Source organism: Acidovorax sp. AC410 (genome assembly GCF_979253235.1).
In genome coordinates, this window is record NZ_CEEDCG010000001.1 from 3,303,120 (window position 1) to 3,324,500 (window position 21,381).

General features: G+C 68.4%; 17 protein-coding genes. 14 read left to right on the plus strand and 3 right to left on the minus strand.

Annotated elements, in window-relative coordinates; translation table 11 throughout:
• Positions 1 to 135 precede the first annotated feature (135 nt).
• Complete coding sequence (locus AC0IZS_RS15435) at positions 136 to 2,247, plus strand: sensor domain-containing diguanylate cyclase (protein WP_471636406.1); 2,112 nt, start codon at positions 136 to 138, stop codon at positions 2,245 to 2,247.
• Positions 2,248 to 2,253: 6 nt separating this feature from the next.
• Here the strand turns inward: AC0IZS_RS15435 and xdhB are convergent, their stop codons facing one another.
• Both xdhB and xdhA read right to left on the minus strand, forming a co-directional pair.
• On the minus strand, positions 2,254 to 4,680 hold the full coding sequence (xdhB, locus tag AC0IZS_RS15440) for a xanthine dehydrogenase molybdopterin binding subunit (RefSeq protein ID WP_471636407.1): 2,427 nt from the start codon (positions 4,678 to 4,680) through the stop codon (positions 2,254 to 2,256).
• On the minus strand, positions 4,677 to 6,179 hold the full coding sequence (xdhA, locus tag AC0IZS_RS15445; protein WP_471636408.1) for a xanthine dehydrogenase small subunit: 1,503 nt from the start codon (positions 6,177 to 6,179) through the stop codon (positions 4,677 to 4,679). Before xdhA ends, xdhB begins: the two co-directional genes overlap by 4 nt.
• A gap of 245 nt (positions 6,180 to 6,424) precedes the next feature.
• Between xdhA and AC0IZS_RS15450 the strand changes: the two genes are divergently transcribed.
• The 13 genes from AC0IZS_RS15450 to guaD all read left to right on the plus strand — a co-directional run bounded on the left by AC0IZS_RS15450 (position 6,425) and on the right by guaD (position 21,026).
• On the plus strand, positions 6,425 to 7,096 hold the full coding sequence (locus AC0IZS_RS15450; RefSeq protein WP_471636409.1) for a GntR family transcriptional regulator: 672 nt from the start codon (positions 6,425 to 6,427) through the stop codon (positions 7,094 to 7,096).
• Positions 7,097 to 7,187: 91 nt separating this feature from the next.
• Positions 7,188 to 7,823, plus strand: a complete 636-nt coding sequence (locus AC0IZS_RS15455) for a flavin reductase family protein (RefSeq protein WP_471636410.1) — start codon at positions 7,188 to 7,190, stop codon at positions 7,821 to 7,823.
• Positions 7,820 to 8,290: a nucleoside deaminase gene (locus tag AC0IZS_RS15460; RefSeq protein WP_471636411.1), complete on the plus strand. Its 471-nt coding sequence runs from the start codon at positions 7,820 to 7,822 to the stop codon at positions 8,288 to 8,290. Before AC0IZS_RS15455 ends, AC0IZS_RS15460 begins: the two co-directional genes overlap by 4 nt.
• A gap of 192 nt (positions 8,291 to 8,482) precedes the next feature.
• Complete coding sequence (locus AC0IZS_RS15465; RefSeq protein ID WP_471636412.1) at positions 8,483 to 9,415, plus strand: LysR family transcriptional regulator; 933 nt, start codon at positions 8,483 to 8,485, stop codon at positions 9,413 to 9,415.
• Positions 9,416 to 9,495: 80 nt separating this feature from the next.
• Positions 9,496 to 11,085 (plus strand): ABC transporter ATP-binding protein, encoded by a 1,590-nt coding sequence (locus tag AC0IZS_RS15470; protein WP_471636413.1) that lies wholly within the window; start codon positions 9,496 to 9,498, stop codon positions 11,083 to 11,085.
• The gene (locus AC0IZS_RS15475; protein WP_471636414.1) at positions 11,078 to 12,151 is read left to right on the plus strand and encodes an ABC transporter permease; all 1,074 of its coding nucleotides are present in this window, start codon (positions 11,078 to 11,080) and stop codon (positions 12,149 to 12,151) included. The genes AC0IZS_RS15470 and AC0IZS_RS15475 overlap by 8 nt, the downstream gene beginning before the upstream one ends.
• Before the next feature lie 48 nt (positions 12,152 to 12,199).
• Complete coding sequence (locus AC0IZS_RS15480; protein WP_057201413.1) at positions 12,200 to 13,120, plus strand: ABC transporter permease; 921 nt, start codon at positions 12,200 to 12,202, stop codon at positions 13,118 to 13,120.
• A 183-nt stretch (positions 13,121 to 13,303) separates the two neighbouring features.
• On the plus strand, positions 13,304 to 14,473 hold the full coding sequence (locus AC0IZS_RS15485) for a BMP family ABC transporter substrate-binding protein (RefSeq protein WP_057201412.1): 1,170 nt from the start codon (positions 13,304 to 13,306) through the stop codon (positions 14,471 to 14,473).
• Between the two features lie 134 nt (positions 14,474 to 14,607).
• Positions 14,608 to 15,585: an aromatic ring-hydroxylating dioxygenase subunit alpha gene (locus AC0IZS_RS15490; RefSeq protein ID WP_471636415.1), complete on the plus strand. Its 978-nt coding sequence runs from the start codon at positions 14,608 to 14,610 to the stop codon at positions 15,583 to 15,585.
• A complete protein-coding gene (locus AC0IZS_RS15495; protein ID WP_471636416.1) occupies positions 15,585 to 16,637 on the plus strand; it encodes an adenosine deaminase in 1,053 nt (350 codons plus the stop codon). The genes AC0IZS_RS15490 and AC0IZS_RS15495 overlap by 1 nt, the downstream gene beginning before the upstream one ends.
• A 199-nt stretch (positions 16,638 to 16,836) precedes the next feature.
• A complete protein-coding gene (locus AC0IZS_RS15500; RefSeq protein ID WP_471636417.1) occupies positions 16,837 to 18,411 on the plus strand; it encodes a methyl-accepting chemotaxis protein in 1,575 nt (524 codons plus the stop codon).
• Positions 18,412 to 18,524: 113 nt separating this feature from the next.
• Positions 18,525 to 19,658, plus strand: coding sequence for a BMP family ABC transporter substrate-binding protein (locus AC0IZS_RS15505; protein ID WP_471636418.1), 1,134 nt, complete (start codon positions 18,525 to 18,527; stop codon positions 19,656 to 19,658).
• 78 nt (positions 19,659 to 19,736) lie between these two features.
• On the plus strand, positions 19,737 to 21,026 hold the full coding sequence (gene guaD, locus AC0IZS_RS15510; protein ID WP_471636419.1) for a guanine deaminase: 1,290 nt from the start codon (positions 19,737 to 19,739) through the stop codon (positions 21,024 to 21,026).
• Here the strand turns inward: guaD and AC0IZS_RS15515 are convergent.
• Positions 21,016 to 21,321, minus strand: a complete 306-nt coding sequence (locus AC0IZS_RS15515) for a hypothetical protein (protein ID WP_471636420.1) — start codon at positions 21,319 to 21,321, stop codon at positions 21,016 to 21,018. The two genes, guaD and AC0IZS_RS15515, sit on opposite strands and share 11 nt — an antisense overlap.
• Positions 21,322 to 21,381 lie beyond the last annotated feature (60 nt).

The window sequence follows — 21,381 nt, forward strand, 5'->3', positions numbered from 1 at the left end:
GCGATGTGAGGGTTCCACCCAAGCCCGGGCGGGCGGGTGCTGCGTATATTTGTTGGAAGCCCTGTTGTTTCCTACAGCTTCCATGCCTGCCTCCTTCATCGTCCGTACCTGCAGCCCTCCAGACCGGGACAGCGCATGACGCCACCCGCCAACCCCGTCGCTGCTGCGCAAGAGCCTGCCTGGAGTCTGCCGGGCTCTCTGGTGCTGCGGCTGATGGCGGTGGCGGCGCTGGTGATGGTGCTGGCCAGTGCGGCATCGGTGTGGCTGGTATCGCGTGCCGCAGGCCAGGAGGCCATGCGCCGCGTGGTCGGCCAGCAGACCGATGAGGTGGAGGTGGTGGCACGGCTCCTGGCCAGCAAGATCGAGCAGAGCCAGAAGGTGCTGCGCACGGTGGCACAGGGCATCACCCCGGCCATGCTGGAGTCGCCGTCGTCGCTGGACTGGCTGCTGCAGCAGGGCCTGCCCGCGGTGGGCTTCTTCGACGCCTTGCACGTCGCCCGCAAGGACGGTGAGCTGCGGCTCAACATCCGCGCGGGCCAACTGGTCAAGGCGGCCGATCTGGACCCGTCCGAGCGCGATGCCTTGCGCCGCACGCTGATCGACGGCAAGCCGCAGGTGTCGGAGTTGATTGCAGGGCGCACCAGCGATGCGCGCATCCTGTTCACGCTGCCGCTGCACAGCGAGGAGGGCGCCGTGCTGGGGGTGGTGGCCGGGGCGCTCAGGTTGCAGTCGCAGGGCCTGCTGCCACAGTCCATGGCGCTGCCGGCGCGCGATGACTCGCGCCTGGTGGTCTTCACCCGCGACGGCACCATCCTCTCGCACACCGACCCCGCGCGCATCATGGGCCAGGTGCGCGACGAGCCGGGCCTGGCCCCCGTGTTCGCCGAGTGGCTGCGCCGTGCGCAGCCGGTGGTCGGGCGCGGGGTCACCGAGGTGCAGCCCGAGCACATCGTGAGCGTGGCCGGCATGCCGCTACCGCAGTGGTTCGTGGCCCGGGTCAGCAATTCGCAGGCGCTGCTGGCGCCGCTGCAGGGCGCCCAGCGCGATGCCTGGTGGCTGGCCGCTGCCGTGATTGCGCTGGGCGTGCTGCTGCTGGCCGTGGCCATGGCCTGGATGGCCCAGCCCCTGGCCCAGCTGTGCCGGGGCGCGCAGCAGCTGCTTCGGCATGATTCCCGGCGCCCCTTCGAGTGGCCCGGTGGCCGGGGCGAGGTGGGCGCGCTGGTGCGGGTGTTCGACGGGCTGGCGCAGCAAAAGCGCCAGCAGGACCACCTGCACGCGCTGCTGCACGGGCAGTTCCAGGCCATTCTGGAGAACGCCTCGGTGGGCATCGTCATCACGCGCCACGGCATTCTTGAAGTGGTGGGGCGCCAGGCCTGCCTGATGCTGGGCTATGCCGAAAGCGAGCTGCAGGGCCGGCCGGCACGCACGCTGTACGGCTCGGACGCCGACTACGCCCGCCTGGGCGAGCGCGTGCAGTCGGCCTTTGCGGCGCATGGCACCTTCGATGGCGACGTGTGCTTCGTGCGCAAGGACGGCAGCCCTGTCTGGGCCCGCGTGCAGGGCCGCAAGGTGGACTCCGAGGCGCTGGGCGGAGGCACCGTGTGGATGCTGGAGGACATCACCGCCGCGCGCGAGGCGCAGTACCAGCAGGCCTGGGAGCTCACGCACGATGCCCTCACCCAGTTGCACAACCGCTCGGCCTTCGACCACCGGCTGGCCCTGCTGCTGGCCGAGCGTTCGGCACGCACGCGAACCACCGGTGCACCGGGCGCACCGGGCACAGCGGTGGACGATGCGCCCGACGACGGGGTGGTGCTGTTCCTCGACCTCGACCATTTCACGCTGGTCAACGACGTGGCCGGCCACGATGCGGGTGACGATGTGCTGCGCCACGTGGCCCGGCTCATCGAGACCCAGGTGCGCCAGGTGGGGTGGTCCGCGCGCCTCGGGGGCGACGAGTTCGCCGTGGTGCTGCCCGGCTGTCCGCTGGCGCGCGGCCAAGCCGTGGCCGAGCAGCTGCGCGCCACGGTGCAGGCCTGGGAGCCGTCCTACCAGGGGCGCAGCTTCACGCTGGGCGTGAGCATCGGCCTGGTGGTGCTCGACGCCCACCTGCACGATGTGGCCTCGGTGCTGAATGCGGCCGACATGGCCTGCTACGACGCCAAGCGCGCCGGGCGCAACCGGGTGGAGACGCGCCACGCGCGCGACATGACCTCCTCCGGTCGCATGGCGCTGGGGCCGTATTGATGCCCGTCAGCCGCTGACCTTGCCCAGCGCCCGCAGCACGTTCTCGGCCGTGGCGGGCGCCGTGAGCTGCACCGGCGCACGCTCGTTCTCGCCTGCGCCGCGCGCAGCCGCCACGGCATTGCGCAGCGCCTCGTAGACGCTGATGGCCAGCATGAAGGGCGGTTCGCCCACGGCCTTGCTGCCGCCCACGTTGTCCTCGCGGTTGGCCTCGGGCCACAGGTTCACGCGGAAATGCGCGGGGATGTCGCCCGTGGCCGGGATCTTGTAGGTACTGGGGGCGTGCGTCGCCAGGTAGCCCTTGTCGTTCCACACCAGTTGCTCGGTGGTGAGCCAGCCCATGCCCTGCACAAAGCCGCCCTCGATCTGCCCGATGTCGATGGCGGGGTTGATGCTGTGGCCCACGTCGTGCAGGATGTCCACGGCGATCACGCGGCTCTCGCCGGTCAGCGTGTCGATCACCACCTCGGTGCAGGCCGCGCCGTATGAGAAGTAGTAGAACGGCCGGCCCGTGAGCGTGCTCTTGTCGTAGTGGATCTTGGGCGTGCGGTAGAAGCCGTCGCTCCACAGCTGGATGCGGTTGGCGTACGCCTCCTTGACCACGTCGTCGAAGGCGCGCACTTTCTTGGGCGAGATCACCTGCCCGCCTGAGAACTGGATCGCGCCCGCGCCGCAGCCATCGAGCCCGCAGACATAGGCCGCCAGGTTGTCGCGCACATGGCGCGCGGCGAACTGGGCCGCGCGGCCGTTCAGGTCGGTGCCGCTCGATGCGGCGGTGGCGCTGGCGTTGGGCACCTTGCTGGTGTCGCTGGCCGTGACCAGCACGCGCTGCAGCGGCACGCCCAGCTCGTCGGCCACGATCTGCGCCACCTTGGTGTGCAGGCCCTGGCCCATTTCGGTGCCGCCGTGGTTCACCTGCACGCTGCCGTCGGTGTACACGTGCACCAGCGCGCCGGCCTGGTTGAACAAGGTGGCCGTGAAGCTGATGCCGAACTTGACCGGCGTGATCGCCAGGCCGCGCTTGAGCACCGGGTTGGTGGCGTTCCAGGTCGCGATGGCGGCCTGGCGCTCGCGGTAGTGGGCGTCGCGCTCCAGCTGGGGCATGAGCTCGTGCAGGATGTTGTCCTCCACGGTCATCTGGTAGTGGGTGACATTGCGGCCTTCGGACTCGTCGCGGCCATAGAGGTTGCGCAGGCGCACGTCCTGTGCGTCCAGGCCCAGGGCGCGCGCCACGTCGCCCAGGATGGCCTCGATCACGATCACGCCCTGCGGTCCGCCGAAGCCGCGGAACGCGGTGTGGCTCTGGGTATTGGTCTTGCAGCGGTAGGAGGCGATCTCCACGTCGCTCAGGTAATAGGCGTTGTCGCTGTGGAACACGGCGCGGTCGGCCACCGGGCCCGACAGGTCGGCCGAGAAGCCGCAGTTGGCCGCCATGTGCAGGTTCAGGCCGGTGATGCGGCCCGTGCCGTCGAAGCCCACGTCGTAGCGGTAGGCGAACGGGTGGCGCTTGCCGGTGACCATGAAGTCCTCGTCCCGGTCCAGGCGCAGCTTGATGGGTCGGCCCAGCTTGTGCGCCGCCACGGCGGCCCACACGGCCAGGTGGCCGGCCTGCGTCTCCTTGCCGCCAAAGCCACCGCCCATGCGCCGGCACTCCACGCGCACGGCATGGTTGTCGATGCCCAGGGCATGCGCCACCCAGTGCTGCACCTCGCCCGGGTGCTGGGTGCTCGAATACACCCACCACTGTTTCTGCTCCAGCGGCATGGCATAGGCGATCTGGCCCTCCAGGTAGAAGTGCTCCTGCCCGCCGACTTCGAAAGTGCCTTGCAGGCGGTGCTCCGAGCCGGCCAGGCCGGCCGCAGCATCGCCGCGGCGCACGAACACCGGCGGCAGCACATAGCTTTCGGCCGCCAGCGCGTCCTGCACCGTGAGCACGGCCGGCAGCGGCGTGATGTCGAGCTTCACGGCGCGCACGGCGCGGCGCGCCTGCATCACCGTGTCGGCCACCACCAGGCCGATCACCTGGCCGATGTGCTGCACCGTGTCCATGGCAAACACCGGCTCGTCGTGCGCGAAGGCGGCCAGCATCTTGTCGCCCGGAACGTCGGCCGCCAGCACCACGCCGCGCACGCCGGGCAGGGCCAGGGCGGCGCTGGCGTCCACGCCGTTCAGGCGCCCGTGGGCCACGGTGGAGAGGATGGGCGAGGCGTAGAGCGTGCCCTTGATCTCGGGCAGGTCGTCGATGTAGTGGGCGGCACCCGCCACCTGGGCGCGTGCGCTTTCATGGATGTGCGAATGGCCCATGGCGCGCAGCGTGGCGAGGGGCGTGGGTGCCAGCGGCGCAGCCACGGGCTTGTCGGCGTGTGCATCGGCCTGCACCACCACCGGGTCGTCCACGGCGTCGCGGCTCACGGGAGAGGGGTCACGCTGGTTCATACGCTGGCCTCCAGTCGGAAGTTGTCCACGCTCACCGCGTCCTGGCCCTGGCTTTCGAGCCAGAAGCGCTGCAGCAGGCTGGCCAGCACGGTGCGCCGGTAGGCGCCGCTGGCGCGCATGTCGGAGATGGGGTTGAACTCGGCCTGCAGGGCGTCGGCCGCCTTCTGCACGGTCTCGGCCGACCAGGGCTGGCCGGTGAGGGCGGCCTCGGCCTGCCGCGCGCGTGCTGGCGTGGCGGCCACGCCACCGGCACCGATGCTGGCGCGGCGCACCACGCCGGCCTCGATGTCCAGGTTGATGACCAGGCACACGGCGGAGATGTCGTCGTCGAAGCGCTTCGATATCTTGTACGCCCTCAAGGCCTCGGTCACGCCCGGGCGTGGCACCACGATGCGCACCAGCAGCTCGTCGGCCGCCATCACGTTCTGGCGGTAGCCGGTGTACAGGTCTTCCAGCGCCAGCGTGCGCTCGCCGCGCGTGCTGGCCAGTACGATCTGCGCGCGCAAGGCGATCAGCAGCGGCATGGAATCGCCGATGGGCGAGCCATTGGCGACATTGCCGCCCAGCGTGCCCGAGTTGCGCACCGGCAGGCCTGCGAAGCGTGTGGCAAAGCTGTGCAGCTGCGGCCACTGGCGCGTGAGGGCGGCAAAGGCATCGGTCAGCGACACCGCTGCGCCGATGGTGATGCGCTGCGTGTCTTCATCGAGCTGCAGCAGCTCGGCCGTGCGCGTCACGTCCAGGATCTGCGCGTACTGCTTGTGCATCTTTGTGACCCACAGGCCCACATCGGTGCAGCCGGCCACCACCTGGGCACCGGGGTGCGCAGCGCGTGCGGCGAGCAGGGCGGGCAGGGTGGTGGGGGCCAGGTAGGCCGTGCCGTCGGCCGCCGGTGCCTGCAACTGGGCCAGCTGGCGCAACACCTGCGCCTCATCGACGGCCACGGGGGGCAGGGCAGCCATCTGCTGGGCCGCGTCGAGAATGGGGCGGTAGCCCGTGCAGCGGCACAGGTTGCCCGAGAGTTCTTCCTGCGCCAGCTCGCGCGTGATCGGCTGGCCGTGGCACACATGGTTCTGGTACATGCCGAACAGGCTCATCACGAAGCCCGGCGTGCAAAAGCCGCACTGCGAGCCGTGGCACTGCACCATGGCCTCCTGGGCGGGGTGCAGGGTGATGGCTTTCTCGGCCGACGGGGCCGGGCCGGCGGGGCGGATCAGCGGGTCTTCGGCCAGGTCTTCCACCGTCCACAGCGCCATGCCGTCCACCGAGTGGGCCAGGCGGATGCAGCTGTTGACGGCGCTGTAGTGCAGCTTGCCATGGCGTTCTTCGCCCAGCACCACGGTGCAGGCGCCGCAGTCGCCTTCGCCGCAGCCTTCCTTGGTGCCGGTGCAGCCCAGGTCCTCGCGCAGCACCTCCAGCAAGGTGCGGTCGGGTGGTACGTCGTGCAGCGCCGCGGGCTGGCCGCGGCGGATGAAGCGAAGAGGTCGGTGGGTCATCGTCATGCGTGGGTGCTCAAAAACGGGCAAATCGGTCAGAAGCAGAGCGTATGCGCGCCTGCCTGGGACCGCATATGCCAGAGCGTATAACGAGGATGCCTGCCGCGCTATGACTGCGCGCCCATCGGGGGCAAAAAAAGGCGGCTGCCGCCACACCCCGTGGGCACCGGCCGGCTGCCGTGGCACAGTGGCTGCTGGCTACACTGCTGCGCCCCCTCATCACTGCACCCCACCGCGCACCCTTTCTGCCCATGCCCGCCGCAACACCTTCCCGCCCACCCGCCGCCACGCTGGACCAGCCGGTGTACGAGGCCGTGCTCGACGCCGTCATGCACGGCCGGCTGCGCCCTGGCGAGCGCCTGGGCGAACCCGCGCTGTGCGAGCGCTTCGGCGTGAGCCGCACAGTGGTGCGCCAGGCCCTGCACCGGCTGGCCGAACTGCGCATCCTGGACATCGTGCCCAACAAGGGTGCGACGGTGGCCCGCCCCGGCCCGAAGGAGACACGCGACATCTTCGCCGCGCGCCGCGTGGTCGAGGCCGGCATCGTGCGCATGGTGGCTGCGCGCATCACGCACGGCGAGGTGCAGCGCCTCAAGCAGCGCATGCGCGCCGAGCACGAGGCCCTGCACCAGCAGGACCATGCGCGCTGGGTGGCGCTGGCGGGGGGCTTTCACCTGGCGCTGGCGGAGCTGTCGGGCAATGCCGAGCTGCAGCGCATCCTGACCGAACTCATGACGCGCTGCTCGCTCATCGTGGCGCTGTACGAGGCGCCCGGCGAGTCCACCTGCGAGCACGAGGAGCACGAGCAGCTCGTCGAGCACCTGGCCCTGCGCGATGGCGCTGCCGCCGCCGACGCCATGGACCGCCACCTGCTGGCGCTGGAGGCGCGCCTGTCGCTGCCAGACGAGGTGCCGTCGGGCTGATTGATGAAAATCGTATACGATTTTTTGAAAATCATTGAAAACATGTCAAATGGTTTAAAATTTCGTATACGATTTTTTGAAACGCCGTGCCATGGACATCGACTTTTCGCAGATAGACTCCTACCAGCGCTACAAGCTCATGGCCAGCCTGATCGTGCCGCGCCCCATCGCGCTGATCACCACGCTGGGCGAGGACGGTACGGTCAACGCGGCGCCGTTCAGCATGTTCAACATGCTGGGCGAGGACCCGCCGGTGGTCATGGTCAGCATCAACCGCCTGAAAGACGGCCTGCTCAAGGACACGGCGGCCAACATCCTGCGCACCGGCGAGTTCGTGGTACACATCACCGACGAAGCCATGGCCGCGCAGATGCATGCCTGCGGCGACAGCCTGCCACCGGATGAAAGCGAACTGGCGCACGCCGGCCTCACGCCGGTGCCCTCACGCAGCGTGGCGCCGCCGCGCATCGCCGAGGCGCCGGTGGCCTTCGAATGCGTGCTGCACGAAACCCTGGAGACCGCAAGCCGCTACGTCTTCATCGGCCGCGTGCAGTGGCTGGGCGTGCGCGAGGGCCTGGTAGACACCGAACGCTGGCGCGTGCGCCTGCAGGACTTCCACCCCGTGGGGCGCTTCGGCGCGAGCTTCTACGTGAAGACCGGTGAGCGCTTCGCCATCGGCGCGGACACGCCAGCGCAGGCGCGCACCACCGCGATCGACGAGATATGAGTCAGACCGCATTCAGCGAGCAGGACCACGCCGCCATGCGCCTGGCCATCGAGGCCTCGCGCAAGGCGTTGGCTGCGGGCGACAACCCCTTTGGCGCCACACTGGCTTCGCCCGAAGGGCAGGTGCTCCATACCGCCCGCAACAACCAGAACACCACGCGCGACTGCACCGGCCACGCCGAAATGGTGCTGGTGCGTGAGGCCTCTGCGGCGCTCGGCTCCGAGGCCTTGCGCGGGGCCACCGTGTTCGCGAGTGGAGAGCCCTGCGCCATGTGCGCCGGCGCCATGTTCTGGGCCGGCATTGCACGCGTGGTCTACGCCGCAAGCCAGGACGACATCGCCCAGGCGCTGGGCGGGCCGCAACTGGCCACGCCCTGCGCCGATCTGCTGGCGCAGGCGCGCCCGCCCGTGGCCGTGCAAGGCGGCCTGCTGCGCGCAGAGGCCGCAGCCGCACTGCGCGGGGCCTGACAGCGCTGGATGTGCAGGGCCAGCGGCCCTGCACAGGGATTTCCAGGGGCACGGCGCAGGGGGTGTGCGGTGTACAGTGCGCCGACACTTTTTCCCCCACCCCACCCGCGCCCCCACTCCCCACACCGCGCAGCGCAGCCCTCGCGCACAGCGGCATACGTGATGGCGTATGACAAGAATGCAGGCCCCTGTATGCGAGACCACGCCCTTTTCGACAAGATAGACCTCCATCTCATAAGGGTCTTGCACACCGTGTTGACTGAACGCAGCGTATCGAGGGCAGCCGTCCGTCTGGGCATGCACCAGCCGGCGGTGTCGGCCGCGCTCAAGCGGCTGCGCGACCTGGCGGGCGATCCGCTGCTGGTGCGTTCGGGCGCCAGCATGATGCCCACCGACGCCGCGCTGCGCATGGTGGAGCCGGCGGCGGCCATCCTGCGCTCGGCCGAGGCCCTGTTCTCCGATGCGCGCGGCTTCGATCCGCGCACCGCCACGCGCACCTTCCGCGTGGCCGCCAGCGACTACCTGGACCCGTTCTTTTTGCCCCAGTTGGTGGCGCGCATCAAGGTCGAGGCGCCGATGTGCCCGATCGAGATCCTGCCCCTGTCGGGCGACACGCACTACCACGCCCATCTGGCGCAGGGCGATGTGGACGTGGTCATCGGCAACTGGCCGCAGCCCCCGGACGACCTGCACATGGGCCGGCTGTTCGGCGACGAGGTGGTGTGCCTGGTTGGCCGCGATCACCCTGCGGTGCGCCGCGGCTGGGACGCCGAGGGCTGGCTGGCTGCAGAACACATCGCCCCCACGCCCACCCACCCGGGGGCGCGCGGCGTGATCGATGTACACCTTGATGGCCTGGGCCTGGCGCGCAACATCACCGCGCGCTGCGCGCACTTCAGCGCCATACCGCACATCGTGGCATCGAGCTTGCTTGTGCTGACCACCGGACGCCAGTACTGCGAGCGCTACGTCGGCCATCTGCCGCTGGCCATATTGCCAGCCCCCGTGGAGTTTCCACGCCTCATGTACTACCAGCTGTGGCATGCCCGCACGCACCACTCCGCCGCCGCCGTGTGGCTGCGCGACTGCGTGAAGGCGGTGGCCGCTTCGCTACGAAAAGAATAGCTTTGCGATCATGCTGAACAAGCGATGGCAGGCAGTTTCAACCCCATAACGACCCACCAAACTGAGAGACAATCCACCGCATGAGTTCACCACCTCTTTCCAATGCCCCGGGCTTGGCGCCCCGGCTGCAGCTCACAGGCATCACCAAGCGCTATCCGGCCGTGGTGGCCAACAGCGGTGTCTCGCTCACGGTGCAGCCGGGCGAGATCCATGCCGTGCTGGGCGAGAACGGCGCGGGCAAGTCCACGCTGATGAAGATCATCTACGGCTCGGTCAAGCCCGACGAGGGCAGCGTGCATTTCAACGGCCAGGCCGTGCAGGTGCGCAACCCGCAGGAGGCGCGGGCCCTCGGTATCGCCATGGTGTTCCAGCACTTCAGCCTGTTCGATACGCTGACCGTGGCCGAGAACGTCTGGCTGGGCCTGGACAAGAGCCAGGACCTTGCCGAGGTCACGCAGCGCATCACCGCCAAGGCGGCCGAGTACGGCCTCGATATCGACCCGCTGCGCCCCGTGCATACGCTCAGCGTGGGCGAGATGCAGCGCGTGGAGATCATCCGTGCGTTGCTCACCAACCCCAAGGTGCTGATCCTGGATGAGCCCACCTCGGTGCTCACGCCCCAGGCGGTGGAAAAGCTCTTCGTGGTCCTGCGCAAGCTGGCCTCCGAAGGCTGCAGCATCCTCTACATCAGCCACAAGCTGCACGAGATCCGGGCGCTGTGTACCGCCTGCACCGTGCTGCGCGGCGGCAAGGTCACGGGCGTGTGCAACCCGGCCGAGGAGTCGAATGCCTCGCTCTCGCGCCTGATGATCGGCGCCGAGCCGCCGGCGCTGGAACACCGCGAGGTGCAGACCGGCGCCACCGTGCTCAGCGTGCGGGGCCTGTCGCTGCCGCGCGCCGACCAGTTCGGCGTGGACCTGGTGGACCTGGCCTTTGAGGTGAAGGCCGGCGAGGTGGTCGGCATTGCCGGCGTCTCCGGCAACGGGCAAAAGGAACTGCTCTACGCCCTGTCGGGCGAAGACCAGCGCGCCGAGCCCGCCAGCATCCAGGTGTCCGGCCAGAACGCCGGCCGCATGGGGCCGAGCCGCCGCCGTGCGCTGGGCCTGCATTTCGTGCCCGAAGAGCGCCTGGGCCGCGGTGCCGTGCCCACCATGGGCCTGGCGCACAACCTGCTGCTCACGCGCACCAATTCGGTGGCGGGCAGCGGCTGGATCAAGGTGGGTGCGCTCGAATCGCATGCGCGCGCCATCATCGAGCGCTTCCACGTCAAGGCGGGTGGCCCGCATGCGGCTGCCAAGTCGCTGTCGGGCGGCAACCTGCAGAAATTCATCGTGGGCCGCGAGATCGACGCCAAGCCCCGGCTGCTCATCGTCTCGCAACCCACCTGGGGCGTGGACGTGGGCGCCGCCGCACAGATCCGCGGCGAAATCCTGGCGCTGCGCGATGCCGGTTGCGCCGTGCTCGTGGTCAGTGAGGAATTGGACGAATTGTTTGAAATCTGCGACCGCCTGCATGTCGTGGCCAAGGGCCACCTCTCGCCCTCGGTGCCACGTGCCGAGGCCACCGTGGAGCGCATCGGCGAATGGATGAGCGGGCTGTGGCACGCCGACGCACAGGCCCACCTGGCGCAGGCGGCCGTGGCCGCAATCGGGGAGCCGCACCATGCTTAAGCTCGAACCGCGCCCCCAGGCCTCGCGCCTCTGGACCTTCGGCTCGCCACTGCTGGCGCTGGCCTTCACCGTGCTGATCGGGGTCATCCTCTTCGCCGCGCTCGGCAAGGACCCCGTGCGTGCGCTGCAGATCTTCTTCTGGGAGCCGATCAAGACGCCGTACGCCATCGGCGAACTCATGGTCAAGGCCACACCGCTGCTGCTGATCGCGCTCGGCCTGGCCGTGTGCTTTCGCTCCAATGTCTGGAACATCGGTGCCGAGGGCCAGTTTGTCATCGGCGCCGTGGCGGCCGGTGGCATGGCGCTGCTGGCCGACAAGACCACCGGGCCCTGGATCGTGCCCGCCATCCTGCTGGCCGGCGTGCTGGGCGGCATGGCCTGGGCGGGGCTCACGGCACTGCTGCGCGACAAGTTCAACGCCAGCGAGATCCTGGTCAGCCTGATGCTGGTCTACGTGGCCACGCTGGTGCTGGGCTACCTGGTCTATGGCCCGTGGAAGGACCCCATGGGCTACAACTTCCCGCAGACCAAGACCTTTGAGCGCGTGACGCAGATCCCGCGCCTGATGCAGGGCTCGCGCGTGTCCATCGGCCTGCTGCTGGCCCTGGCCGGCGCGGCCGCGCTGTGGGTCTTCCTGTTCCGCACGCGGGCCGGCTTTGCCCAGCAGGTGGGCGGCCTGGCACCGGCGGCGGCGCGCTACGCGGGCTTCTCGTCGCGCCGGGCGCTGTGGGTGGCGCTGCTGATCTCGGGCGGTGCCGCCGGCCTGGCCGGTGCGCTCGAAGTGGCGGGCCCCATCGGCCAGCTCACGCCCTATGTGCCGGCGGGCTACGGCTTCGCGGCCATCATCGTCGCCTTCGTCGGGCGCCTGCACCCGGTGGGCATGGTGCTCTCGGCCATCCTGATGAGCATGTTCTACATCGGCGGCGAGCTGGCGCAGTCGCGCCTGGGCCTGCCCAAGTCGCTCACCGGCGTGTTCCAGGGCCTGCTGCTGTTCACGCTGCTGGCCTGTGACACGCTGATCGCCTACCGCGTGCGCTGGGTCGGCACGAAAGGGGTGAAGGCATGAACCACCACCGTCTGTGCATGAACCACCCGGACAGGAAGGAAGCTTGATATGGAATCCTATGCACTGCTCATAGGCGCCACGCTGAGTGCGGGCACCGTCCTGGCCATCGCGGCCCTGGGTCTGTTGATCAACGAGAAGGCCGGCATCGTGAACCTCGGTGCCGAAGGCATGATGCTGTGCGCCGCCATCGCCGGCTTCGCCACTGTGGTACACACCGGCAACAGCTGGCTGGGCTTCGCGGCCGGCATGGCCGCCGGTGCCGTGCTGGCCGCCATCTTCGGCGTGCTCGTGATCTGGCTCAACACCAACCAGTACGCCACGGGCCTGGCGCTGAGCCTGTTCGGCGTGGGCTTCTCGGCCTTCCTGGGCATCAGCTACGTGCAGGCCAAGCTGCCCGAGATGCCCAAGTACGCCATCCCCGGCCTGTCCGAGGTGCCGCTGCTCGGGCCTGCGCTGTTCCAGCAGCACCCCGTGGTCTACCTCACCATGCTGCTGGTGGCCGCGCTGATCTGGTTCCTGTACCGCTCGCGCGCCGGCCTGGTGCTGCGCTCGGTGGGCGAATCGCCCGAGTCGGCCCATGCCTTGGGCTACCCGGTGCGCCGCATCCGCCTGGCGGCCGTGGTGGCCGGCGGCGCGCTGTGCGGCCTGTCGGGGGCCTACATCTCTACCGTATACACCCCGCTGTGGGTGGAGGGCATGGTGGCCGGCCGCGGCTGGATCGCGCTGGCGCTCACCACCTTCGCCACCTGGCGGCCCGCGCGCGTGCTGCTCGGGGCCTACCTGTTCGGCGGCGTGACCATGCTGCAGTTCCACCTGCAGGCCACGGGCGTGCAGGTGGCCAGCCAGTTGCTGAGCATGCTGCCCTACGTGGCCACCATCGTGGTGCTGGCCCTGATCTCGCGCAACCCGGCGTGGATCCGCATCAACATGCCGGCCTCGCTGGGCAAACCTTTCTACCCGGGTTCGTGAATACGGGCGCATGCCTTCTCTTGGCGCACGGCCTCGGCTTGGATCTTGCATCCTGCCGGGTGCTGGAGCCTTGCCGGCCGCGTCTCCCCCAAAAACCTTTGGTTACCGCCCGGTAGATCACCCCATAATCACCGTTTTCGTCCCCAACCTTGCAACCCTCCTTCTTTCTTATAAGGAACCGACATGACTGATCTGCAGAAACGCTCCCTGCTCAAGGTGGCTGCACTCTCCGCTGTAGCCGCTGCCGCACTGGTGGGCTGTGGCAAGAAGGAAGAGCCGGCCGCTGCGGCGCCTGCGCCCGCCCCGGCGCCCGTGGCCTCTGCGCCCGCGCCCAAGCCCGAGCCGCTGAAGATCGCGTTCGCCTATGTCGGCCCCGTGGGTGACGGCGGCTGGTCGTTTGCCCATGACAACGGCCGCAAGGCCATCGAGAAGGAATTCGGCGACAAGGTTGTCACGAGCTTCGTTGAGAGCGTGCCCGAATCGGCCGATGCCGAGCGCGTGCTGCGCGACCTGGCCGGCCAGGGCAACAAGCTGATCTTCGGCACCACCTTCGGCTACATGGAGTCGATCCAGAAGATCGCCCCCGACTTCAAGGACGTGAAGTTCGAGCACGCCACCGGCTACAAGACCGCCGACAACGTGCGCACCTACGACAGCCGCACCTACGAAGGCGCCTACATGGCCGGCGTGATCGCCGGTGCCATGACCAAGACCAACACGCTGGGCGTGGTGGGCTCGGTGCCAATCCCCGAGGTGATCCGCAACATCAACAGCTTCACGCTGGGTGCGCAGTCGGTCAACCCCAAGGTCAAGACCAAGGTGGTGTGGGTGAACGAATGGTTCAGCCCACCCAAGGAAACCGAAGCCGCCACCTCGCTGATCAATGGCGGCGCCGACGTGCTGTTCCAGAACACCGACTCGCCTGCCGTGCTCAAGACCGCCCAGGAAAAGGGCAAGCGCGCCTTCGGCTGGGACAGCGACATGACCGCCTACGGCCCCAAGGCCCACCTGGCATCGGCCGTGATCAACTGGGGCCCGTACTACATCAAGGCCACCAAGGACGCGCTGGAAGGCAAGTGGGCCACGGGCCAGAGCTGGTGGGGCGTGAAGGAAGGCGCGATCGACATCGTCTCCATCGCCGAAGACGTGCCTGCCGACACCAAGGCCAAGGTCGAAGCGGTCAAGAAGGGCCTGGCCGACGGCAGCTTCCAGATCTGGAAGGGTCCCATCGTGGGCCAGGACGGCAAGGAAGTGGTCGCCAAGGACGCCGTCGCCGACGACAAGTTCCTGAGCGGCGTGAACTTCTACGTCAAGGGCGTGGAAGGCAAGATCCCCGGCGGCGACAAGAAGTAAGCAGCCCCGTCACCAGGCCCTGGCGGCCTGGTCCAGGAAAGGGAACGTGCGCGGCACGTTCCCTTTTTCGTTGGGGCCGTACAGAATGTCCACAGGGCCGCACGCCGAGCCCTTGAAAAACAAAAAGCCTTCCCATGATCGAAACCACCCTCTGGCACCCCGTGGCCCTGTCGCACGCCGTGGAGCAGGCGCCCCTGGCTGTGCAACTGCTGCAGCATGCCCTCGTGCTCTGGCGTGATGCAGAGGGCCAGGTGCAGGCCTTCACGGACCGCTGCCCGCACCGGGGCGCGCGCCTGTCTTTGGGCCGGGTGCAGGGTGGCCGCCTGGAGTGCCCCTACCATGGCTGGCAGTTCGCGGCCAACGGGCAGTGCGTCCATGTGCCGGCCCTGCCGCAGTTCACGCCGCCCGCCACGCACTGCGCCCTGCGCCATGGCGTGCTGGAGGCGTACGGCCTGGTGTGGGTGCAGCTCGCGGCGGGCGAGGCCGTGCCACCGGCCTTTGAGGCCGAGGGCGATGGCCGCCTGCGCAAGCTCCACTGCGGCCCCTACGATGTGGCCACCAGCGCCCCGCGCATCGTCGAGAACTTCCTGGACATGGCGCATTTTGGCTTCGTGCATGACGGCTGGCTGGGCATGCGCGAGGCCACGGCCATCGACGACTACCGCGTCGAGCCCACGCCCACGGGCCTGCGCGCCACGGGCTGCAAGGCCTGGCAGCCGCAGTCCAACCTGCACTCGACGGCGCCAGCCCAGGTGGAGTACACCTACGAGGTCACGGGCCCCTACACGGCGGTGCTGACCAAGGTGCCCGAGGCCGGTACCACCGCAGTGGCCGACTGGCGCGAGTCCATCGCGCTGTTCGTGTGCCCGCTCACGCCCGAGACCAGCCGCGTGTGGTTCCGCCTGGCCGTGGCCGATTTCGAGTCGCCCGACGAGAAGCTGCAGGCCTTCCAGCACACCATCTTCACCCAGGACCAGCCCGTGCTGGAGTCCCAGACACCGCAACGCCTGCCGCTGGACCTGCGTGCCGAGTTGCATACCGCCGCCGACAAGGCATCATCCGCCTACCGCCGCTACCTGCGCGCGAGCGGCATCACCTTTGGAGTTTGCTGATGTTCAAGGTTCCCCCCATCCCCGCCGCGCGCATCCCCGAGCTGCTGCGCGCCATGCCCAAGGCCGAGCTGCACATCCACATCGAGGGCTCGCTGGAGCCCGAGCTGATCTTCGCGCTGGCGCAGCGCAATGGCTTGTCCCTGCCCTATGCCGACGTAGAGGCGCTGCGCAGCGCCTATGCCTTCACCAACCTGCAGAGCTTCCTCGATATCTACTACGCGGGCGCCAGCGTGCTGTTGCACGAGCAGGATTTCTACGACATGGCGCGTGCCTACCTGGTGCGTGCCGCGGCCGACAACGTGCTGCACACCGAGCTGTTCTTCGACCCGCAGACCCACACCGAGCGTGGCGTGGCGATGGAAACGGTGATCAACGGCCTGCACCGCGCCTGCGTGGATGCGCGCGCCGATCTTGGCATCAGCGCCACGCTGATCCTGTGCTTCCTGCGCCATCTGAGCGAGGAGTCGGCCTTCGAGACGCTGGAGCAGGCCCAGCCGTTTCTGGACAAGATCGTCGGCGTGGGCCTCGATAGCAGTGAAGTCGGCAACCCGCCCGAGAAGTTCGCACGCGTGTTCGCGCGCTGCCGCGAACTGGGCCTGCACCTGGTGGCCCACGCAGGCGAGGAGGGCCCGCCGGCCTATATCTGGAGCGCACTCGACGTGCTCAAGGTCGAGCGCATCGACCATGGCGTGCAGGCCGTGCACGACGCCGCGCTGATGCAGCGCCTGGCCCAGGACCGCATCGCACTCACCGTGTGCCCGCTGTCCAACCAGAAGCTGTGCGTCTTCCCCAACCTGGCGGACCACAACCTGGCGAAGCTGCTCGATGCCGGCCTGGCCGCAACGGTCAATTCGGACGACCCGGCCTACTTCGGCGGCTACATCAACGACAACTTCACCCAGGTGTTCGCCGCCACCGGCATGACGGTGCGCCATGCCTACCAGCTGGCGTTCAACAGCTTCGAGGCCAGCTTTGCAGGCAACGCCGACAAGCGCGTTTGGGAGCACAAGCTTAAGGAGCGCTTCGAGCGTTTCATGGAGCACGATTACTGAGAGACCCTGGCAGGGGGAAGGCGCAGCCACACCAGAGGTGGAGTGCCCTCGTCTGCAGGAATTAAGGGTAAACCCTATAATTCAATTTTCTGTAAGCATTTGTTGGCTCCCATGAGGTGCTGGCACTGCTGAATGCGGCCCCCTGGGGGCCGTATTTTTTTTGTGCAACCCACGCCCCTTCCTGGCCGGAGCCTTCCCCATGTTTCTCAATCAGCTGTCCATCGGCAAGCGCCTGACCCTGGTGCTCGGTGCGATCCTTGCCCTGTTCCTGCTCAGCTCCATCGTGGCGGTGCTCCGACTGGGCCAGCTCGGCACCGAGATCGACACCATGGTCAACGACAACATCAAGGCCGAGCGTGCCGGTGCCGACTGGTTGCGCCACACCACCTCGGGCGTGCAGCGCGCGGCGGCCATCGCCAAGAGCAGCGACGCGGCCCTGATCCCGTATTTCGCACCGGCCACGGCCGCCTCGATCAGCCAGACCAACGAGTTGCAGAAGTTCATCGAATCGAAGATGGACACGGCCGAGGAAAAGCAGCTGTTCACCAAGGTCGGCGAGTTGCGCAAGAGCTACCTGGCCGCGCGCGAGGAGGTCAGCAAGTTCAAGCAGGCCGGCGATGCGGAAAATGCCAGCAAGGTGTTCACCGAGCGCTTCGAGCCCACCTCGCGCGATTACCTGGCCGGTGTGCAGCAGATGGTGGACGCCCAGCGCGCCCAACTGGACGCCGCTGGCAAGCGTGCCGAGGAACTGCGCGCCCAGACCACCCTGTTGCTGCAGGTGTGTACTGCCATCTCACTGGTGCTCGGCGCCCTGCTGGCCTGGCTGCTGGCCACCAGCATCACGCGCCCCCTGCGCCAGGCCGAAGCGATTGCCGAATCCATCGCAGGCATGGACCTGACCGGTGCGCCCCAGGCGAGCTACGCCAATGACGAGACCGGCCACCTGCTGCGCTCGCTGGACGTGATGCGCAGTGCGCTGCATGGCTCGCTGCAGCAGGTGCGCGGCGTGGTGGACAGCATCTCCACCGCCAGCACGCAGATCGCCATCGGCAACCAGGACCTGAGCGCGCGCACCGAGCAGACGGCGGCCAACCTGGAGGAAACGGCCAGCTCCATGGAGGAGCTCACCAGCACCGTGCGCCAGAGCGCCGACTCGGCCGTGCAGGCCAACCAGATGGCCGCTTCGGCTGCCCAGGTGGCGCAGCGCGGCGGCGAAGTCGTGGCCCAGGTGGTGAGCACCATGGACGCGATCAACGCCAGCAGCAAGAAGATCGCCGACATCATCGGCACCATCGACGGCATCGCCTTCCAGACCAACATCCTGGCCCTGAATGCGGCAGTGGAGGCGGCGCGTGCCGGCGAGCAGGGCCGGGGCTTTGCCGTGGTGGCCAGCGAAGTGCGCAGCCTGGCGCAGCGCAGCGCCGAAGCGGCCAAGGAGATCAAGACCCTGATCGGCCAGTCGGTCGAGAAGGTCGAATCGGGCGCGGCCCTGGTCCAGAACGCCGGCAGCACCATGGACGAGATCGTGAGCTCGGTGCGCCGCGTGACCGACATCATCGGCGAGATCAGCGCCGCCGCATCCGAGCAGAGCCAGGGCATCAGCCAGGTGAACGTGGCCGTCAGCCAGCTCGACCAGATGACGCAGCAGAACGCTGCGCTGGTGGAAGAATCCACCGCCGCGGCCGAGAGCCTCAAGGACCAGGCTGCGCGCCTGGCGGACGTGGTGGGGGCCTTCCGCCTGGGTGCGCCATCTGGCGCGCTGCGGTTGCGCTGAGAAAGCGCGGCGCCAGCGCTGGCGCAGCCCACGGATACAATAATGGCCTTGCAAAGGCTGCTGTCCCGGCAGCCTTTTGCTTTTCTGTCATCGGGACCATGTAGAGGACTACCATGTACAAAAACCTCGCCACCGCACTGCGTGCGGTCTGTGTGAGTGCGCTTTTCGGCGCCATTTCCATCTCCCCCGCCCTTTCTCAATCCCCTGGCCAGCCAGCGGCCGCAGCGCCCAAAACCGGGCCGGTCAAGGCCGGCTTCGTCTATGTCTCTCCCATCACCGAAGCCGGCTGGACGAAGCAGCACGACGACGGGCGCAAGGCCGTGGAGGCGGCGCTGGGCAAGGACGTCAAAACCACCTTCGTCGAGAACGTGGCCGAGGGGGCCGACGCCGAGCGCGTGATCCGCGACCTGGCGGCCACGGGCCACCAGATCATCTTCACGCCCAGCTTCGGCTACATGGAGCCCACGCTCAAGGTCGCGCAGGATTATCCGCACGTGAAGTTCGAGTCCATCACCGGCTACAAGACCACGGCCAACGTGGCCGCCGCCAATGCGCGCTACTACGAGGGCCGCTACCTGGCTGGCATCACCGCGGGCCGCATGAGCAAGACCGGCGTGGCCGGCTACGTGGCGGGCTTTCCCATCCCTGAAGTGCTGCAGGGCATCAACGCCTTCACGCTGGGCATGCGCTCAGTGAACCCCCAGGCCACGGTCAAGGTGGTGTGGCTCAACGTCTGGTTCGATCCGCCCAAGGAGCGCGATGCCGCCATGGTGCTGTTCAACCAGGACGTGGACGTGATCGCCTTCCACACCGGCTCCACCGCCGTGATGGCCGCCGCGCAGGAGCGCGGCAAGATGGCCGTGGCCTACCACTCCGACATGCGCGGCACGGGGCCCGATGCGCAGATCGTCGCCGTCACCCACCAGTGGGGCAGGTACTACACCGAGCGTGTGCGCGCCGTGCAGGCCGGCACCTGGAAGAGCGGCAACGTCTGGGGCGGCGTGCGCGAGGGCATGATCCGCGTGGGCGATTTTGGCCCCAAGGTGCCCGTCGCCGTGCAGCAGGAGGTGCAGGCGGCGCAGAAGGCCGTGGGTGCGGGTACGCTGCACCCTTTCCGTGCCGGCAAGGCGCCGGTGCGCGACAACGAGGGCCGCGAGGTGATCGCCGCTGGCCAGGTGCTCGGTGATGCGCAGATCCTCAAAATGAACTGGCTGGTCGAAGGCGTGCAGGGCAAACTGGGCCACTGATCCTGCTTCCGTCCGGGCGCATAGGCATTATGGGCAGCCGCTTATGCAGCGGCGCGCCGCTGCCGCTAAGCTAGCGCCATGCGTGTCTACCGTTCTGCCCTTTTGCGTTTCGCCGACGATGGCTCGGCCCTGTACGACGAGGATGGCCTGCTGGCCATCGCCCCCGATGGCGCAGGCCGCCAGCGCGTGGTGGCCGCGGGGGCCTGGACGGCCCTGGCACCCACCTACGGCCAGGGTGCGGTCGAGCACCTGCCGGGCCGCCTCATCGCGCCCGGTTTCGTGGACATGCACATCCACTTTCCCCAGACCGATGTGATCGGCGCGCCGGCTGCGGGCCTGCTGCCCTGGCTGGAAAACTACACCTTTCCGCACGAATCGCGCTTCGTCGACCCGGCCTACGGGGCCCAGGTCGCAGGCTTCTTCGTGGCGGAGCTGCTGCGCAACGGCGTGACGACCGCGCTGACCTTCGCCACCTCGCACCCGGCCAGCGTGGATGCGCTGTTCACCGAGGCGCAGCGCCAGCAACTGCGCCTGATCACCGGCAAGGTGCTGCAGGACCGCCACTCGCCCGACGGCGTACGCGACCAGACCGAGCAAAGCCTGATCGACACCGAAGCGCTGATCCGGCGCTGGCATGGCGTGGACCGGCTGGGCTATGCCATCACGCCGCGCTTTGCACCCACCAGCACGCACGAGCAGCTGCAGGGCGCGGGCGAACTGGCCGCGCGCCACCCCGAGGTGTGGATCCAGTCGCACGTGGCCGAGAACCTCGACGAAGTGCGCTGGGCGCGCGAACTGTTCCCGGCCTCGCGCAGCTACCTGGGCGTGTATGGCGACTATGGCCTCATGCGCCAGCGCGCGGTGTATGCCCACTGCATCCATTTCGACGACGACGACCGCGCGCTGATGCGCGACACCGGTACGGTGGCCGCCGTCAGCCCCACCAGCAACCTGTTTCTGGGCAGCGGCTTCTTCGACTATGCGGGCGCCGACCGGGTGGGCTTTCGCTACGGCCTGGCCAGCGACGTGGGCGGGGGCACCAGCTTCAGCCCGTTTCGCACCATGCTGGCCGCCTACTACGTGGGCCGCGAGGGGCAGACCAAGCCCGGCCTGAGCCTGTCACCCCAGCAGCTGTGGTGGCAGCACACCGCGGGCGCTGCCCAGGCCCTGGGCCTGGCTGGCGTGGTGGGCAACCTGCAGCCCGGCTGCGAGGGCGACTTCGTGGTCATCAACCCCGCAGCCACCCCGCTGCTGGCGCGCAAGACGGCCCAGGCCGAGAACCTGGACGAGTTGCTGTTCGCGATGATCGTGCTGGGCGACGACCGCCTGGTCGAGCGCACGGTGATCAGCCAGGCCCTCAGCGGTTGAGCTTTTTGTCGCGGATATAGCGGGCCAGGCCGCAGTAGCCGTCCTTGAAGAGGATGTCGCTCTCGACCTTGGCGGGCAGCAGCTTTTCCTTGAGCTCGGCCGCCGCCTGGTTGCCCTGCGAGCGGCGAACGAAGCCGATGGCTTCCTCGAACTTTGAGACCTCGGTGCGGCATGCGTCCTGCGCCTGTTTGGCTGCGGGCGAGTCGCTGGCCAACTGAGCCCGGGCGGCGCCGCAGGCCAGAAGGGCCGCCGTGAGGGCCAGGGAGATCAAAGCACGTGGTGGGATGGGCTGCATGGTGTCAGGCAAGAAAGGGAACACGGTTTCTTTAGCAAGAAGCATGCAAAACATCCGTGT